The 16658-nt window shown below is 48.1% G+C and carries 14 protein-coding genes; 8 read left to right on the top strand and 6 right to left on the bottom strand.

The window, feature by feature from the left end:
* Positions 1–152: 152 nt before the first annotated feature.
* Positions 153–746 carry a Uma2 family endonuclease gene (locus QUA38_RS08015; RefSeq protein ID WP_333160703.1) on the top strand — a complete coding sequence of 198 codons (594 nt, stop codon included), beginning with the start codon at positions 153–155 and terminating at the stop codon, positions 744–746.
* Positions 747–981: 235 nt separating this feature from the next.
* Here the strand turns inward: QUA38_RS08015 and QUA38_RS08010 are convergent, their stop codons facing one another.
* Together QUA38_RS08010 and pyrE are read right to left on the bottom strand one after the other, a co-directional pair.
* Complete coding sequence (locus QUA38_RS08010) at positions 982–1434, bottom strand: hypothetical protein (RefSeq protein ID WP_333042588.1); 453 nt, start codon at positions 1432–1434, stop codon at positions 982–984.
* Between the two features lie 394 nt (positions 1435–1828).
* The gene (gene pyrE, locus QUA38_RS08005) at positions 1829–2404 is read right to left on the bottom strand and encodes an orotate phosphoribosyltransferase (protein ID WP_333160701.1); all 576 of its coding nucleotides are present in this window, start codon (positions 2402–2404) and stop codon (positions 1829–1831) included.
* Positions 2405–2488: 84 nt separating this feature from the next.
* On the opposite strand from pyrE, the gene QUA38_RS08000 reads away from it, so the two are divergent.
* Positions 2489–3016 carry a hypothetical protein gene (locus QUA38_RS08000; protein ID WP_333160699.1) on the top strand — a complete coding sequence of 176 codons (528 nt, stop codon included), beginning with the start codon at positions 2489–2491 and terminating at the stop codon, positions 3014–3016.
* 181 nt (positions 3017–3197) lie between these two features.
* Here QUA38_RS08000 and QUA38_RS07995 read toward each other — a convergent pair whose 3' ends face one another.
* On the bottom strand, positions 3198–3941 hold the full coding sequence (locus QUA38_RS07995) for a pentapeptide repeat-containing protein (protein ID WP_333160697.1): 744 nt from the start codon (positions 3939–3941) through the stop codon (positions 3198–3200).
* A 20-nt stretch (positions 3942–3961) separates the two neighbouring features.
* Positions 3962–4606, bottom strand: a complete 645-nt coding sequence (locus tag QUA38_RS07990) for a hypothetical protein (protein ID WP_333160695.1) — start codon at positions 4604–4606, stop codon at positions 3962–3964.
* A gap of 322 nt (positions 4607–4928) precedes the next feature.
* On the opposite strand from QUA38_RS07990, the gene QUA38_RS07985 reads away from it, so the two are divergent.
* The gene (locus tag QUA38_RS07985) at positions 4929–5252 is read left to right on the top strand and encodes a WGxxGxxG family protein (RefSeq protein ID WP_333100534.1); all 324 of its coding nucleotides are present in this window, start codon (positions 4929–4931) and stop codon (positions 5250–5252) included.
* 388 nt (positions 5253–5640) lie between these two features.
* Here QUA38_RS07985 and QUA38_RS07980 read toward each other — a convergent pair whose 3' ends face one another.
* A complete protein-coding gene (locus tag QUA38_RS07980) occupies positions 5641–10995 on the bottom strand; it encodes a PAS domain S-box protein (RefSeq protein ID WP_333160693.1) in 5355 nt (1784 codons plus the stop codon).
* Between the two features lie 193 nt (positions 10996–11188).
* On the opposite strand from QUA38_RS07980, the gene QUA38_RS07975 reads away from it, so the two are divergent.
* Positions 11189–11992: a creatininase family protein gene (locus tag QUA38_RS07975; RefSeq protein ID WP_333160691.1), complete on the top strand. Its 804-nt coding sequence runs from the start codon at positions 11189–11191 to the stop codon at positions 11990–11992.
* A gap of 81 nt (positions 11993–12073) precedes the next feature.
* Positions 12074–12829: a DUF561 domain-containing protein gene (locus QUA38_RS07970; RefSeq protein ID WP_333160689.1), complete on the top strand. Its 756-nt coding sequence runs from the start codon at positions 12074–12076 to the stop codon at positions 12827–12829.
* 105 nt (positions 12830–12934) lie between these two features.
* Here the strand turns inward: QUA38_RS07970 and QUA38_RS07965 are convergent, their stop codons facing one another.
* Positions 12935–13597, bottom strand: coding sequence for a calcium-binding protein (locus QUA38_RS07965; RefSeq protein ID WP_333160687.1), 663 nt, complete (start codon positions 13595–13597; stop codon positions 12935–12937).
* A gap of 80 nt (positions 13598–13677) precedes the next feature.
* Between QUA38_RS07965 and QUA38_RS07960 the strand changes: the two genes are divergently transcribed.
* The 3 genes from QUA38_RS07960 (at position 13678) to dprA (ending at position 16406) form a co-directional block, all read left to right on the top strand.
* Positions 13678–14325 carry a DUF2301 domain-containing membrane protein gene (locus tag QUA38_RS07960; protein WP_333160685.1) on the top strand — a complete coding sequence of 216 codons (648 nt, stop codon included), beginning with the start codon at positions 13678–13680 and terminating at the stop codon, positions 14323–14325.
* A gap of 65 nt (positions 14326–14390) precedes the next feature.
* Positions 14391–15074 carry a YdcF family protein gene (locus QUA38_RS07955; protein WP_333160683.1) on the top strand — a complete coding sequence of 228 codons (684 nt, stop codon included), beginning with the start codon at positions 14391–14393 and terminating at the stop codon, positions 15072–15074.
* Between the two features lie 180 nt (positions 15075–15254).
* Entirely contained in the window at positions 15255–16406 is a 1152-nt protein-coding gene (gene dprA, locus QUA38_RS07950; RefSeq protein ID WP_333160681.1) for a DNA-processing protein DprA, read from the top strand.
* Positions 16407–16658: the final 252 nt, after the last annotated feature.

The raw sequence follows: 16658 nt of genomic DNA, 5'->3' as shown, positions 1-16658 counted from the left end.
TAATTCGTAGGGTGCTGATAGCGCACCTTACTTAATCGTAAATCTGTTTCGTTTCTTGCGGGGCGGGCATCCTGCTCGCCCAAAAGTAGCGTGCTGATGGCGTACCTTGCTTAAGGTTATATTAAAAGGAGTTTCCGAAAAGGAGAATTGCGATGTCCGTTCAACTTCAAAAACGCCTTTTTACGGTGAAAGAATATCATTTAATGGGTGAGAGAGGGATTCTTTCTGAAGCTGAGCGCGTCGAACTCATTGAAGGAGAAATTATTCAAATGGCTGCTATTGGAACTCGTCACGCAACTGCTGTGAGACGACTTAACCGAATTTTTCACCGATTACCAGAAGATATAGTTATTGTTGATGTCCAAAACCCTGTTCAGTTAAGCGAACGTACTGAACCGCAACCTGATGTAGTATTGCTCCAATTTCGCGATGATGATTACGAGACAGCACATCCAGTTCCCTCAGAAGTGTTACTTTTAGTAGAAGTCGCTGACAGTACAGTGGATAATGACAGAAATGTCAAAATTCCTATTTATGCCCGATCGCTCATTCAAGAGGTTTGGCTGGTTAATTTACTTGAAAACTGCTTAGAAGTTTACCGCCAGCCAACAGCAAACGGTTATAGTTTAATACTAAACTTATACCCGGGTCAAGAGGTGGCACCGATCGCATTTCCTGATTTTACAGTCAGTGTGGAGTTGATATTGAGTGCGGGCGATCGCACTTCCTCAACCGCAGAACAATAAATTTGCTGCTTGATGCTGATTAAACTGCATTTTTCCAAGGCCCTTGCTTTGCAGAGGATAAACACTTCTGGATTACTTCTAGACCAACAGCTTCAACTACATTAATACTTAAATACTTACCTAGATATTTATTACCATGCTCTGCCTGGTAACGATAAATTTTCAATTTGTAGGGTGCGTTAACGCCGTGTAACGCACCGTCAGTCTAATGCACCATTTGAGCTAGGTAAAAGATTTACCTGGATATGTTAACTCGCGCTGTCTCTTGGCACTTTGAAAGAATGCGCCGATCGTTTGAGCTAATTGTGCGAATAGAATGCAGATTTGTTAACTGAGTATTGACCTCAACTGTTTGAACTTTTCCGGCTGAGATTGCCTTCCCGTAGAGTGTATTCCCCTGAATTTTACCAGTGAAGCACGCAAAGTCCGATCGCGGCGCGTAGATTGCACCAACGACGCGATCATTCTGGCGTTGAAACACGATATAGTTTTGAAGAACTTGGTTGGGCTGTGGCGAATCTCCGTACAGGTAAATACCATCTGGCAAAGCAGCAACATTAGTCTTAGATGGATTTTGTTGTGCTTGAAGCGGTTGTTGCTGAATGCCAACACCAATTAGTGTCAGAGGACAAATAAAGGCTGTTGCCAGTAGTTTCCATTTCTGTTTAATAGATGCAGGTAAAATCATTACTGCTTCTCCTTGCGCCAGGTCATCTAATCATATTAAAACAGTCTTCTCTAGTTAATACCTCACTCAGGTTATAAATTCGCTCTGCTAAAATCTGCCTATTGGTAGAGACTCTGAACCTGAAAGCTTGCGCTTGCTTAGCACCGAAAACTTTATTTGCCATTGTCCTCCAATTACCAGAGCTAATTTTGATAAAATTAGAGCGGGCATCGTTTCTAATCCCACCCAATAAAACACCGATTTCCTCACTTCAAATGCAGGCAGATCCTCTAGATATTCATTACCAGGCAGAGCCTGGTAACGAGAAAAAAACATCTTGAAAACTCTTGTGGAAGAAGCCCGAAAGCCGGTTCAGGAAAATGGTGATCTTCGGTCAGTTCGATCGCACTTTTCCCTATTTTTTGCTAGCCATCCACTTTTGAAGATCATTAATCGTAAAAACTGTTTCAAACTCTAATCCAACAGAGCGATAAAACTCCGCACCACCTTGCTCCCTATCAATCAGCGACAACACGCGATCGACTTTATAACCCGCACCCCGCAACCTTTCCACCGCCTGCATTGCCGACTTACCCGTCGTCACCACATCCTCCAAAACCGCCACATTCGTCCCCTCTGGCAACAGTGGCCCCTCAATGTACGCCATTGTCCCGTGTCCCTTCGTCTCCTTTCTGACAATTAGCGCCGGAATCGATCGACCTTCGAGAGCCGAAACCACACTCACAGCAGTTACAATCGGGTCAGCACCCAAAGTCAAACCGCCCACAGCTTGCACATCCGACGACAGCATCGACAATAGCAAACGTCCCGTTGCCAAAGCACCTTCAGCGTGCAGCGTCACCGGTTTGCAGTTAATGTAATAAGAACTTTTCTGCCCCGAAGACAGCACAAAATCGCCTTCGCGATAGGCAAACTCGCACAACAAATCTAGAAGTCGATCGCGCAACACCTTTAAATCCGCAGCATCCATAACTCACACCGTGTAAAAAACACTAATAATCCGTCGATAATCAGTTTATATTGGAATCGGAATTAATTAAGGAGGCCCAAATATATGAGTCAAAAGTTAAAAAGCCTGAGCGGCGCGTTGATTCTCGCTGTCGCCTCTGCCGCAATGGCATCCGTCAAACCAGCTCAAGCACAAACAGAGCGATTTCACCCAATTGCCGACGACTTCAACCGACAATTTTTTCAAGCTTCAGGAGACTTTTACCACAACGTCAGCTTGCAAGGTTATTTGGGCGACTATTTAGGCATCGGTTCCCCCAGCGGCGTCGTTGCCTTTCCCGAAAAAGAAATTGAGCGGGATGCCAGTCGCGTCAACGGCTTCTACCGACGAGTCATGCAGCGGCAAGTTTCCAGCGACCCGATTCTCCGCGTCCCAGATGCCGTCAATCCCTTCGATGCCTCAGTCATGGCACTGCCTGCTGCTTGCCAGCTAGGACCTCAACCAAGCGGCTGTTTCCCTACTCCCGCCGGACTCCAAGATCAGTTTACACTTCCAACACAGCAGGAAGGTTCACCGACTGATCCAGGGCCCGTTAGAGGACTTTATCAAGTATCGCCCCCTGGCAACAATTAATCGATCGACAGTTGCGAGTTTTGCTCGGAGGCAGGTTTACTCAATCTCCGATTTGTATTAGAGAGAAAGCCTCAACCCGCCCCAAAAACTCATGTTTTTGCAATCCTTTCGGTAAACGCGCAACTGACTTTTTTTTAACTATCGCGGTTATTTTACAGGACTAAATATTATTCAATATTTATCAAACAATGCTGCCGTCAGGCATGATTGTTCCTTTCAAAATAGCTTGGTCCAGATTAGCTCCCGCCAAGTTCGCTCCCCTGAGATTTGCCCGGGTCAAATTAGCCCCTCTCAAATCAGCTTTGCCGAGGTTTGCCCACCGGAAATCGGCAGCGCTCAACTCCGCAAAACTGAGATTGGCCCTGAAAAGATATGCTGCTGTGAAGTGACCTTCCGCGAGGTTAGCTTTAGAGAAATTGGCTGCATAGCAATGTGCTTCAATCAATTCCGCTTGAGTGAGATTGGCTTGGCTGAGATTAGCCAAATTGAGGTTCGCCCCCATCGCATTAACTCCCGACATCACCGCACCGATTAAATTCGCATCACCGAAATCGGTTTGTTGGAGATTGGCAGCGGTGAGGTCAGCCCCAATTAAATTAGCACTGCTCAAATCAGCTCCCCTGATGTCGGCGGCTCGGAGGTTGGTTCCAGTTAAATTAGCTTTAATTAAATTAGTTTCGAGCAGTTGCGCTCTGGCAAGATTTGCTAAACTAAAATTAGATTCGGCGAGGTTTGCGGAAATTAATTTAGCCTTAAACAAATCTGTTTTAAAAAGGTTCGAGCGCCAAAGATGCGCGCCTCTGAGATTTGCTTCGGCGAGGTTAGCTTCGCTGAGATCCGGTTCTATATTTGGGTTGAGACTTCTCCATTCAATCCAAGTAACTGCACCTTTTTTTAACAGCGCTAAATGCTGTGTATTTGCCATAATTGCATCTCCTTTAACGCCTATTCCTTACGACCCAAAATTGCTGGATGTTCTCGACCCGTCACGTTTTCCACCGCCGCAATTGCTGCCTGGGAACCTGCTATAATATCTCGTTCTGCGCCGCCGAGGTAAAGCCGTCCAAAACTGCCTACAGCCTGAACCTCTAAGATGTTAATAGATGCGCCTTTTTCTGCTTCATTGGCCGCCAGCGCTGCATAAGCAGCCGGTTCTACTTCTAAGACGTAAAGCGTTTGTCCCGCCAGCAGCAACTGTCCGCGGCGGGTGCGGTTGATTAATTGTGTTTGGTGGGGGTCAATGTTGCGAATAATTTGACTGGAAATCACTCGCGGTTTGATACCTTCTTCTCTGCGGACTCCCATGAATTCTAGAATTGCTCTGCCTGCAGCCCGCGTTTCCCCCTGCTGGCCCGAGTGTACTTCTAGAAGGCCGTACAAGCGTTCGACTATCTGCACTCCTGGTCGCACGGAGGCAGATTTGAGGGCGACATCGGTAATTCGGTTAATTTCGATACCGGGAGAGATTTCTATCCACAGCGACGCATCCCCCGGCAGCGGCAAGAATCCGGCGGCGATGGTGCCGATGTATGCTGCGTGCTGCGGCTGCAAGTTGTCTAGAAATACGTAGCTGCGTAGCTCTATACCCAAAAGTTTTTATCTCCGTCGATCGAGTTCCAACACTTGTCTGTGCAATATCTGAGTTTACCTTTTTTTGTCAACAACACCTTGTCTATTGTCGAGAGCGCCGGAGTGCCTCACCACCGAGTGAGGTGTCAGACCCGCGATTTCTACTGCCGAAGTGCCTCCGCGAGCAATCTTTAATTTTGTGCGCCTGCTAAAAATTTGATATCAATCTGTAGTTATACGTAGAACCTAACAAGGTTTACTGCTAGAGGTGGATTTAACTTTAAAAGCCGATCGATATAGTTTTGATAGTTAAAGATTTTAGCCAACAGAGAGCATTTGAATTATGAAACGTTCTGATTTATCCAAAGCAATCGGTGCAGGTATTATAGCTGCTGGTTTAGCCATAGCACCAGCTCATCTGCCTGCTTCAGCTCAGACAGATACAACTGGCGGTACAACTTCCGGTACAAACAGCACTACAACCACCACAACACCTCGCTCCGATGTCTACAGTGCTGAGACCGATCGCGATTTTGATTGGGGATGGTTGGGATTGCTAGGCTTGTCGGGTTTGTTGGGTTTGATTCCCCGCAAACGCGAGGAAAATGTCCGGTATACAAATACAACGACTGATCGCGAGCCAGCCGTGCGTAGTGACTACCGCTAATAATTGAGTCTTAGTGCTGTGGGCATTATGCAGGGACAGGATGTTTTAACCTGTCCGATGAGCGCGAATAATCATAAAAAAAACCTCCCTCTGTGGGGGTTTTTTATTGAGATGATGCCCGATCAAACGACGATTAAATTGGTTATATCTGAGATATTGCACCATTTTCTTCATGAACAGGCTTTCGGGTCTGTTAATGAAAAAGTGAATTTTTTGGTGTGCCGTTGCTCCTAGCGAGCCAATAAAATGCTAATTGAAAAGGGTGCAATATCTCAGATATAACCGAACTAGAAATTATTAACTTTTTCCTTTCTTATTCCCTTTTTCCATCCCGTTGTTTGCGTTTTTGCGGTTCATTAAATAAAGGCTTTTCAGACACAAAAAGACCTTAAAAAATATTTTCGCCAGAACGATCGAGCAAATCCCCAATCGCCTGCACCAACTTATCGGGGTCTAAAGGCTTAGAAATGTGCCGCTGGAACCCCGCAGCCAGGGCCTGCTGATAGTCAATTTCTCCAGCATAAGCCGTGAGGGCGATCGCCGGAATCCGTCCCCCTCGGTCGGGCGCCAGAGTCCGAACCTGTCGCATCAACATATAACCGTCGGTATCGGGCATTCCAATATCGCTCAACAGCAAATCCGGCACAGACTCTGTTAAAACCGCCAAGGCATCGGCGGCGTTAGCAACTGCTGTAACACTTGCCCCACAATCCTCAAGCACAAAAACCACCAAATCTAGCGCATCGGCCTCATCATCCACCGCTAACACCCTGATACCGCTCAAATTGAAGGATTGGTCCGGCGCAGCAGTTCCCCCAGGGCTTGCCTGAGATTGGACGGGCATCAGAGGTATCCTGACGGTCAAGGTTGCACCTTTTCCTTCGCCGGGACTGTCGGATTTCACCGTGCCGCCGTGGAGTTCGACGAGATGGCGGACGATCGCCAATCCTAAACCCAATCCGCCAAACTTGCGGGTCATCGTACTGTCAGCTTGCCGGAAGTAGTCGAATACATAGGGCAAAAAATCAGGTTCGATACCTTTTCCCGTATCAGTTACAGTAATTTGGGCCTTGGTGTCCACCCGATCGAGAACGACTTCAATTTTGCCTCCCGGCGGGGTGAACTTGACGGCATTTGACAGCAAATTCCAGACTACCTGCTGAAGTCTGCCCGCATCGCCCAACACCGGGCCGAGATTTGGTGCAAATTGAGTGCTGATTTGAATCGACTTGACTTCCGCCGCCAGACCCACTGTTTCAATAGCAGCGCCGATGACTCCGGCTAAATCCACAGGTGCAATTTTCAAGCTGACCTTACCTTGCAGAATCCCCGACACGTCGAGCAAATCTTCGATAAGCTGGGTTTGCAGTTTGGCGTTGCGCTCGATCGTCTCTAAGGCGTAACGCTGCTTTTCCGGTGTCAGACAGTTCGATTGAAGCAGCTTCGCCCAGCCCATAATCGGGTTTAAGGGAGTCCGCAATTCGTGGGACAAAACAGCCAAAAATTCATCTTTGACGCGGTTAGCGCGTTCTGCTTCTTCCCGGGCTGCCTTTTCTCGCGCTAGAAGGCGTTCCCGTTCCGCTTCTGCAACTTTTCGATCGGTAATATCGGTGTTGGTGCCACACCAGCGCAGTACGTTGCCTCGATCGTCGCGAATCGCCACGGCGCGGGAGAGAAACCAGCGGTACGATCCGTCTTTGCCGCGCAAGGGGAAAGTATCTTCCCAGAGTTCGCCTGTTTCAATGCAGCGCCTAAATTTTTCCACAACCCGATCGACGTGCTCCGGGTGCTGCACCTTTTGCCAGCCCCAGCCTTGCATTTCCTCTAGGGTAGTGCCCGTGTACTCAAACCAGCGCTGGTTGTACCATAAACTCTTGCCCGCGGGATCTGTCATCCAGGCCAACTGAGCGATGTTGTCAGCTAGAGCGCGGAACCGAGCCTCGCTTTCGTGCAGATCCTGTAGGGCTCGCGCGTGCAGGATGACCGTCCAGAGGCGAGCCACCACTTCTTGCATCAGCCAAACTTCATCGGGCCGCCAGTGACGAACCACCTTTGATGTCACCACCAAAAGAGCCACCCAGCGCCCTTCCTGAAGGCAGGGAACATCGACCAAAGCGCGAATGCTAGCTGCCCCGTAGTTATCGACCAAATGCTCTGTATGCGGGTGATTAGCGATATCTGAGATGACAAGTGTTTGACCTGCCATCGAGAGAGCTTTCAGTTCTGGCGTCTTAAAGTCGGAGAGTTGATAGGTGCCCGCGGCGCTGGCAAGGTCGGACTGGTGCCAGTCTTGGTGGACAATTGCCCGATCGGCTTCTACATCGATTTCGTGCCAGATGCAGCGATCTGCCTGTAAATATTCTCCCAGACTGTTCATGGCTTCCGACAACATTTCTGCGGGGTTGAAGCGCTGCCGCAAGCGGACTTCCAGATCGGAGAGAAACTGCTCGTTGAGTTGGGCTTGTTTGCGATCGTGAATATCGGTATTCGTGCCGATCCACTCGACAACCTGGCCCCCTGCGTCGCGAATTGGCACGGCGCGGGACAAATGCCAGCGTTCCATTTGGTCTGCTGCCCGCCGCAGGCGCAGCTCAAGTTGATAAACTTCTCCGGTGATTAGACATTCTTCCCAGCGGGCCCCAGATTCTGCCAAATCCGAGGGCGGGACTAGGGATTCCCAATTGTTTTGAACGGCTTCCTCGTAAGACATCCCCAGATATTCCGACCACTTTTGTTGATTGGTAAAGCGAATTTCCCCTGCGGAGTCTACGTTCCAAATCAGGTGGGGCAGCGACTCGGCCAGGAAGCGGAAGCGGCGGTCGCTTTCTGCTAAGCTTTCTTCGGCTCGTTTGCGATCGTCAATATCAATGCCGATCCCGGCCCATTGCAGCACCTGTCCCCCCCTGTCTTTGACGGGGACAAGTCGCGCTAGATGCCAGCGGTAAGTACCATCAAACCTGCGTACCCGACACTCAAATTCGTAGGCTTCCCCTGCTTCAATCGCCTTGGTGCGCGTGCCGACAACTGTTGGCAGATCGTCAGGATGAAATAATTGCAGCACCGGTGCAGCCAGCGGCAATTCTACTGGCCTGATGCCCGTGTAGCTTTGCCAGTGCTGGTTGCAAAACTCTAACCTGCCGTCGGCGGTATTGATCCACATTAATTGCGGGACGCCATCGGCGAGGGTGCGGTAGCGATTTTCGCTTTGCCGCAGTGCTTCTTCTATTTGCCGGCGCTCGGTTTTGTCCTGCATGATTTTCAGGAAACCTTGCACTTCGCCTCCTGCGTCGCGCAGGGGCATCACCAGTCCGCTGCCCCAAAAGCGGCTGCCGTCTTTGCGGACGTGCCAGCGCTCGTTTACTGCCTTTCCCTGAGTCAGCGCGAGGTGCATTTCTAGTGCCGGCTTTCCGGCTGCAGAGTCTTCTGGGGCGAAGATGATTCGTCCGTGCTGCCCTACGATTTCAGCTTCGGAATAGCCCAGCAGTCTCTGGGCGCCTGCGTTCCAACTGGTAACGTGTCCGTCGAGATCCTGGGTGAAGATGGCGTAGTCTTTGGCGCTGTCAAGAATCAACTGCAGGTGGGTTTCACGATCGCGCAGTGCTGCTTCTGCTTGTTTGCGCTTGGTAATGTCGCTGGTGAAACCGACTATTTTGGTCACTTCGCCTTGCTGGTTGCGGATCAAACAGCCGCGCTCCCAAACGTCGATCCAGCGCCCGTCTTGGTGCCGGACTCGGTACTCGACTTCGTAGCGCTCGGCATTTAAGATTGATTGCCCCGCGGCCTGGATGCGTGCCAAATCGGCGGGATGGATGCGTTCTCTCCACCACTCTGGTGTTGCGGGTGCATCCTCTGGGCAGACACCGACGATCGAGCACAGTCCCTCGGAACGGTAAACTGAGTTTGCTGCCAAATCCCACTCAAACACCAGGCCGTCGATCGCCTTTGTAGCTAACTCAAAGCGGTTGTTGCTTTCTTGCAAGGCGAGTTCGGCCATTTTGCGATCGGTAATTTCCTGTACCACTACATTAATTCCGATAATCTCCCCGCCGGTGTCTTTGAGCGGCAACCAATTCAGCAGCCAAGTGCGAACAACACCGGGTTGAGCTTTGGTTTCACCCGTGAGTTCAAAATTTCGCGTCGGTTCTCCGGTTTCGAGAAGGTGGCCCAACACAGGTTCGGCTGTATCTGCCAAGTCGGGGACAATTTCGCGTAGGGTTCGGCCGATGTGCGCTTCGACGGACAAGCCGTTGATTTGGGCCAACCGCTGGTTGAGCCGCACGTACCGCAAATCTGTGTCTAAAACTGCCAAACCCACGGGAGTTGTTTGGTAGAGCGACTCTATCTCTAGAAGTTGACGGCGCACCGTTTGCTCGCTCTTGTGCAGGGCGAGTTCTGCCATTTTGCGATCGGTAGCATCAAATAATACTCCGATAAACCGCACTGCTTCCCCTGCCGCGTCGTAGAGATAGCGCCCGAACGCCCTCAACCAGCGGATTTCTCCGTTGTCTGCCCGGACGATCCGGTATTCGGGGGAGTAGAGCGATCTCGTTTCCCGAGCTGTTTTGGCTGCTTCCATGACTTGATTTAAGTCGTCTGGATGCACGCAGTTTTTCCACACAGCCGCGCTTGCTTCGCCGCCCGGTACCGGTTCGCAGCCCAAAATGCTGAAATGGGTCGCCGACCAAATTACTCGATGTGTTCGCACGTCAAAATCCCAGGTTGCCATGCCTGAGCCTTCGATGGCGACGCTCAAACGTTCTTCGCTTTGTTTGAAGGCAATTTCAGTTTGTTTGCGATCGCTGATATCTGTCAGGGAACCTACGGCACGCACGGGATTGCCTGACTCGTCCCAAATTGCTCGCCCTCTGGCTAAAACCCATTTGTAGCGCCCGTCCCCACAATGGATGCGGTACTCGCAGCAGTAATGTGATGTTTCTCGATGCAAGTGCTGCTGCCAATTGCTTTGCATTATCTCCAAATCATCGGGATGAATGTAGCTCAAAAATTGGCTGAAGTCCTTGACTTCTTCGGGCCCACGTTCCAAAATCTCTAAACCGCGATCGCTCAAAATCTGGCAATTTGTTTGCAGGTTGTGATCCCAAATGCCGTCGTTGTTGCCCTGCAAGGCTAGCTGCCAGCGTTCTGCGCTTTCTCGGAAAGCTTCTTTGGTTTGATTGGCCCGATCGATTTGTACGGCGGCAACGGCAAAGTCTGCTAGGGCGATCGCGATCTGCAAGTCTTCGGCATCGAATTGGCGATCGGAATCGTGAGATACAATCCATATTGCCCCCAGCGGTTGATTTTCTGCTTGCAGTGGCACGACTAAGGCTTCGGCGATCGGCAATTCTAGCTGCTGTAAGTCGGTGAAGTATTGTTCTGGAGCGAAGTAAAGTTGGGGTGTTTGGCGATCGGTCGGGGTTCCCGACAAACGCAATTTGCGGGGTGTGTTTCTATGTTCTGCTGCTTCCCACGCTCCCGCCAAGGCTTCCCAGCGAAATATTTGTTCGGAAGTTGCATTTTCTTCTAGCAAGCAGACTCCGACGCTTCCTGCCTCGCACAAATCTTTAGCGATCGCAACAAGTGTTTTGAGCAGCCTGTGGGGTGAGGTTGCCAATTGTCTAGCCAGCGCTTGCAGCGCTCGGTTTTCTGCTTTTTGATCGTGCGATCGAGGGATGCGGCGCGACAGTTCCTCGGCGAGCGGAATGTCGGTTAAATTAGTTTGTGGGGTTTGCCAAGCTTCCATCAATTAGTGGTCTCTACGTCTTTCGGTCTGAGCTGGCGAGCGTATATCAGCGCCTTCTTAAAAGCATTTGCTATAAATTGTAGCATCTAGCGAGAGACAGCATCATTTATCTACTACCTATCTGGGGAATTGCTTTTTAGTTTTCAGGCTATTTTATTGCCTTGGTTACCTTTACTCTTGTTGTCGCCACCTTATGCACAATTTTATTCCCGAATCGCGCTTTTTTCCCTATCTAACTTGGAGAGAAATCCAGTCTATGCTGGATAAGGAAAATACGGTGATAATTCTGCCGCTAGGTGCGATCGAACAGCACGGTCCCCATTTGCCTTTAATTGTAGATGCGGCAATTAGCGCGGCGGTGACAGGCAAAGCCCTGGCAAAGTTAGAGGCAAATATTCCCGCGTATGCTTTGCCGCCTTTGTACTATGGCAAGTCGAACGAACACTGCCATTTTCCCGGTACAATTATGCTCAGCGCTCAGACACTTTTAGCAGTAATCGGCGAAATTGCTGACAGTATTTATCAGGCTGGATTTCGGAAATTAGTGTTAATGAATGGTCACGGCGGACAGCCGCAGGTGATGGAAATTGCGGCGCGGGACATTCATCAAAAATATCAGGATTTTTCAGTTTTTCCGCTGTTTGTTTGGCGGGTTCCGAATGTGGCTGCTGAATTATTGAGTGCGAAGGAGTTGGAGTTTGGGATTCACGCTGGTGATGCAGAAACGAGTTTGATGTTGGCAATTTTGCCGTCGCAGGTAAACATGGAACTGGCTGTTACAGAATATCCGAAAAATTTGCCGACCGACAGTTTGCTGAGTATGGAAGGAAATTTGCCTTTTGCTTGGCTGACGCGAGAGTTGACAGAAAGCGGTGTGTTGGGCGATGCGACAGTGGCGACGAAAGAAAAGGGATCTCGTATTCTCGAATCTTTGTCTGATGGCTGGGCACAAGTTATCAGAGATGTTTACAAATTTCGACAGCCGGGAAGTAATTAAAAATTAAGAATTAAAAATCTAAAATTCTTCTAATTTGTGTCAAAATAAGTCTAAGAAATTTTTTGAGTTGGAAAACAGACGATGAGTGTAAATTCTAAATTGCAGCGCGCTTTTGAGCAAGGTCGCGCCCTGAAAATTATCAGCGGTTTAAATAATTTTGATGCCGCAAACGTTGCGGCTGTCGTCAAAGCAGCGGATCTCGGCGGTGCTTCCTTTGTCGATATTGCTGCCGATCGAGATTTGGTATTGATGGCAAAACAGTTGACAAAAATGCCAATTTGTGTATCGGCTGTGGAACCGGAAAAGTTTGTGCCTGCGGTAGAAGCTGGCGCTGATTTGATTGAAATTGGTAACTTTGATGCTTTCTACGCAGTAGGTCGCCGCTTTGAAGCTGAAGAAGTTTTGCAGTTGACTCGCGAAACTCGATCGCTATTTCCAAATCTCACTCTTTCTGTAACAGTTCCCCACATTTTGGCACTCGACAAACAAGTGCAGTTAGCAATTGAATTAGTCAAAGCTGGCGCTAACATCATCCAAACCGAAGGTGGCACCAGCGCTCAACCAATTCACGCCGGCACATTGGGATTAATTGAAAAAGCAGCGCCTACTTTGGCTGCCGCCTTTGAAATTTCCCGCGCCGTATCCGTCCCCGTACTCTGCGCTTCCGGTATCTCCAGCGTCACCGCACCCCTCGCTATTGGAGCGGGTGCTGCGGGTGTTGGTGTCGGTTCTGCTGTCAGCCAACTTAATAGCGAAGTGGCGATGATTGCCGCTGTTCGCAGTTTGGTTGAAGCTTTGGCTTTGGTTTCGCGATCCCACTTGCCGACTTCCATTTAATTAAGAAGGAAGAAGGAAGAAGGAAGAAGGAAGATTTTTCCCATCCCCCACTCTCCCCTTCTTCCAGTCTTCCGCTCTTCCCCTCCGCCACTTTTCCACTTTTCCTTAATAATTGATAAACCACACGGCATAATCATCTAATAACTGATTGTTTCGGGAGATTACATCAACTGATTCTAACTCTGATAAAGGCAACATAAACTTTTGGCGATCGCCGATGCGCTGCACTTCCACAAATATGCCTTCTTCCTGAACCACCAAATCCTCCAACCGATTAATTGTGAATCTATCAGTATAAGAAGGTTGAGTTTTTTTGAGCCTTGCATATTCTTTTTTGCTTCCGGAACCCATAGTATATTCTTCTTCCCATTCAAACTCTTCTATGCCGGTAACGTGGCACGGTAGTTGAATATTTTGCTTGATGTAATCTAGATATTTGACTGAATTTTTGAGGCTGAAATCAATATTTTTAGACCCTAAAATCTTGCTAATTTTAGTTTCAAATTGCTTGGTATTAAAGGGGATATTTTCCTCTAGATGCGCTAACATTTCTGGATCGAACCCCGCTCTCAATTCGGATAATTCCTCCAGCAGGCGCTGGAAGTCGTTTAGCGGTTTCGGTCTTCTGCCTGCTACAATGGTTTCATCAAGCTGAACTGGAGGAAGTTCGGATTGTGAAGGAAGGGATTTGCTTTGAGCGGGGCGATCGTCAAATTTAGATTTGTTAACTTTAGACTTGTTAACTTTAGGCTTGTTAACTTTAGGCATCGCTCGGTCTCGCTGGCTCGGTTTATCAATAAAGTATATCTTGGCAGAAGTACATTCGTGTCTGATAGGAGGAAGCTATTATGCAACTACTGAAATCGTCTGATGAATCGCCAGTCTATCAAGGACAATTCGGCGAATTTACGATTACTCAAAACGATCGCACGGGCGTGTTGATTTACCGCGCTGGATTGGGGGTGGCGGCGCTGTGTTTTGCGATCGGCACTACTCTGGTGTTGCAACAGGGCGACAACCCGATTGCAATGCAAGCTGTAACGCCTGTTTTTGCTTGTTTCTGGATAGCTTTAGGCGTCAGCTTAGCAACTATTCACATTTACATGATTGCGCTACACCGAACACTACAAGTGTTTTGGGCGATCGGCGGCGCAGCAGCATTGTTTGTCGCCCTACAAAGCAGCCAACCTCTAGCTTTAGCAGTGTACGAACACCCAGCCACGTTGTGGGGAATTGGCTTTACTTTTGCGGCGTTAAATGGCATTTATTTTAAGGAAGCATTCTGTTTTAATCGCCTCGAAACTAAGTTTTTGACACCGGGAGTTCCTTTCTTAATCTTAGGACATATTTTCGGATTTTTGTCAAATGAAAATGAACAGTTTTTGCTGGCTATTTGGGCTGCTTTGTTTATCATCTTTGCTGTACGAAAGTTTTTTCAACCCATGCCGCAGGATATCGGTGATAAAAGCGTTTTTGAGTATCTGAAACACCAATAGTATAGAAAAAGGAAGAAGAGCTTTCTTCCTTCTTCCTTCTTCCTTCTTGCTTAAATATCTGCTATATGAATTTTGCCAGACTGCGAAAACTAAACATCAAAGTGAGTCTAATTCGCCGCCGGGAAATGTGGGCTATTACCAGAGAAGGTTGGGTAATTGCTGTCATGGGATTAATAATAGCAATGCTCTTAATTCTCACAAATATCCATCCGTTTTTGGCGGTCAATGCGCCGATTAAAGCAGATATATTGGTTGTCGAAGGCTGGTTGCCGGATTATGCGATCGAAAGTGCGATCGCCGAATTCAAAAAAGGGGAATACAGCCAATTAATTACCACAGGACTTCCTTTAAGTAAAGGCTACTATCTCGCTGAATATAAAAATTATGCCGCACTAACTGCCGCGACTTTTATTGCGCTAGGATTTGATAAAAACCAAGTAATAGCAGTACCAGCCGCGAGTGTTGTGAAACACCGCACTGCTGCTTCTGCGATCGCACTTCGAGATTGGTTTTCTACTTCAGGTTTAAAAGTTAACTCAATTAATCTTTATTCCTTTGGCCCTCACGCCCGCCGAAGTTGGCTTGTATTTAAAGAAGTGCTGAATCCTGAGATTAAAGTCGGGATTATAGTGGCGGAACCGCAAGATTACAATTCCCAAGAATGGTGGAAATCTAGCGAAGGTTTCCGGACAGTAATCGGAGAAATCATTGCTTATATTTATGCCCGTTTTGTAGATTGGAAAACCTAGCCAGTAATTGTCAACATCTCTCTTAACTCCCTTCGCGTTCTTAGCGCCTTGTCGGTTCGTAAAAAAATATTTATATAGCACTTGTGAATCTGTGAAAATACAGGACAAGGCAGTGCCCTTTCCTACCATAATTCAACCAAAAATGATAAAATCATTCTCAGATAAGTTGAGGGCAACTCGTTGTTAGAAGAACGCGCATACTGGTTAGCATGGTCACAAATTAACGGTATCGGGCCGATTTTGTTGCAAAGATTGCACCAAAATTTCAATAGTTTGGCAGAAGCTTGGACGGCAAAACCAGTAGATTTAATGCGAATCGAAGGGTTCGGGAAGCAGATAATTGAGAGCATTGTGCAAGAACGCACTAAACTCAATCCCGAAGAATTTATCGAAAAACATCTTATAAAAAATCCCTGTTTTTGGACGCCCGCAGATCCAGATTATCCCCGCTTATTATTGGAAATTCCCAATCCGCCACCAGTGTTGTATTATCGTGGTTTAGTTGATGTAAAAGAGAATCAAGGAATTACGCCGACGGTGGCAATAGTTGGCACTCGCAGCCCTTCGGAATACGGCAGAAGGTGGGCTCGCAAAATTAGTATGGCTTTGGCTAGAAGCGGTTTTACTGTGGTTTCGGGATTGGCTGCGGGCATTGATACAGAGGCTCATACAGGCTGTTTGGAGGCGGGAGGAAGGACTTTCGCAGTAGTGGGGACGGGAGTAGATATTGTATATCCTAAACAAAATGAGAGGTTGTGCGATCGCATTTTGCAGCAGGGATTGATAATTAGCGAATATCCGGCGGGGACTCAACCGAATAAAACTAATTTTCCCCGCCGAAATCGCATAATTGCTGGCTTAAGCCGCGCTACAATTGTGATAGAAGCTCCGCACAAATCGGGTGCTTTAATTACTGCTTATCAAGCGAATGATTTTTGCCGGGATGTGTATGTTTTGACGGCAAGATTGGATGATGAGCGTTCTTTTGGTTGTTTGGAGTTGCTGAGTAAAGGTGCTCATCCGATTCTACCGGGTAGCGATCGACTGTTAAGCGAAGACAGGTTGTTGGAAATGCTCGGAGCTATGCCAAAATTGGATAGAGCCGAGCAGTTGTCGCTATTTCCTCCAAATCCGACGTTTGAGAAGCAAGCGCCTCCGTTGGAGCCGGAATTGGCTAAGGTGTTAAGTGCGATCGTATCTGGGCCGATTTCTTTTGATGTAATTGTAGAAGCAGCGGGATTAGAAGCGGGAACAGTTTCTAGTATACTTTTGCAGTTGGAATTATTGGGATTAGTTTCGCAGTTACCGGGAATGCGATATCAGCGATACTGATGTGAAAAGTTAGGTTAAATAGGGTTTTATCCCCTTGATTATTCGGCGGTTGAAACCGTTTATACACAGACAAAATCCGCCTGCACGGATTGAAGATTGTTCGGCGGTTGCAATCGCCGAGTGAATATGGCCAGGGGATAAAGGATTGCTCCCCTGGCGCATTCAATCTCAAATTAATCCGAAATTAGCAGCACTAATACTGTTAGCAGAAACACCAGCCAGAGAAGCTAAAATCTCCCCTGTTTGTGCCAA

This window comes from Microcoleus sp. Pol12B4 (assembly GCF_036701385.1).
Taxonomy (GTDB): Bacteria; Cyanobacteriota; Cyanobacteriia; order Cyanobacteriales; family Microcoleaceae; genus Microcoleus.
This window is presented reverse-complemented; position numbering and strand designations above follow the sequence as displayed.

Excerpts from the sequence above, each read along its gene's own strand:
- QUA38_RS08015 (WP_333160703.1), top strand. The coding sequence starts at position 153 with ATGTCCGTTCAACTTCAAAAACGCCTTTTTACGGTGAAAGAATATCAT.
- QUA38_RS08010 (WP_333042588.1), bottom strand. The coding sequence starts at position 1,434 with ATGATTTTACCTGCATCTATTAAACAGAAATGGAAACTACTGGCAACA.
- pyrE (WP_333160701.1), bottom strand. The coding sequence starts at position 2,404 with ATGGATGCTGCGGATTTAAAGGTGTTGCGCGATCGACTTCTAGATTTG.
- QUA38_RS08000 (WP_333160699.1), top strand. The coding sequence starts at position 2,489 with ATGAGTCAAAAGTTAAAAAGCCTGAGCGGCGCGTTGATTCTCGCTGTC.
- QUA38_RS07995 (WP_333160697.1), bottom strand. The coding sequence starts at position 3,941 with ATGGCAAATACACAGCATTTAGCGCTGTTAAAAAAAGGTGCAGTTACT.
- QUA38_RS07985 (WP_333100534.1), top strand. The coding sequence starts at position 4,929 with ATGAAACGTTCTGATTTATCCAAAGCAATCGGTGCAGGTATTATAGCT.
- QUA38_RS07980 (WP_333160693.1), bottom strand. The coding sequence starts at position 10,995 with ATGGAAGCTTGGCAAACCCCACAAACTAATTTAACCGACATTCCGCTC.
- QUA38_RS07975 (WP_333160691.1), top strand. The coding sequence starts at position 11,189 with ATGCACAATTTTATTCCCGAATCGCGCTTTTTTCCCTATCTAACTTGG.
- QUA38_RS07970 (WP_333160689.1), top strand. The coding sequence starts at position 12,074 with ATGAGTGTAAATTCTAAATTGCAGCGCGCTTTTGAGCAAGGTCGCGCC.
- QUA38_RS07965 (WP_333160687.1), bottom strand. The coding sequence starts at position 13,597 with ATGCCTAAAGTTAACAAGCCTAAAGTTAACAAGTCTAAAGTTAACAAA.
- QUA38_RS07960 (WP_333160685.1), top strand. The coding sequence starts at position 13,678 with ATGCAACTACTGAAATCGTCTGATGAATCGCCAGTCTATCAAGGACAA.
- QUA38_RS07955 (WP_333160683.1), top strand. The coding sequence starts at position 14,391 with ATGAATTTTGCCAGACTGCGAAAACTAAACATCAAAGTGAGTCTAATT.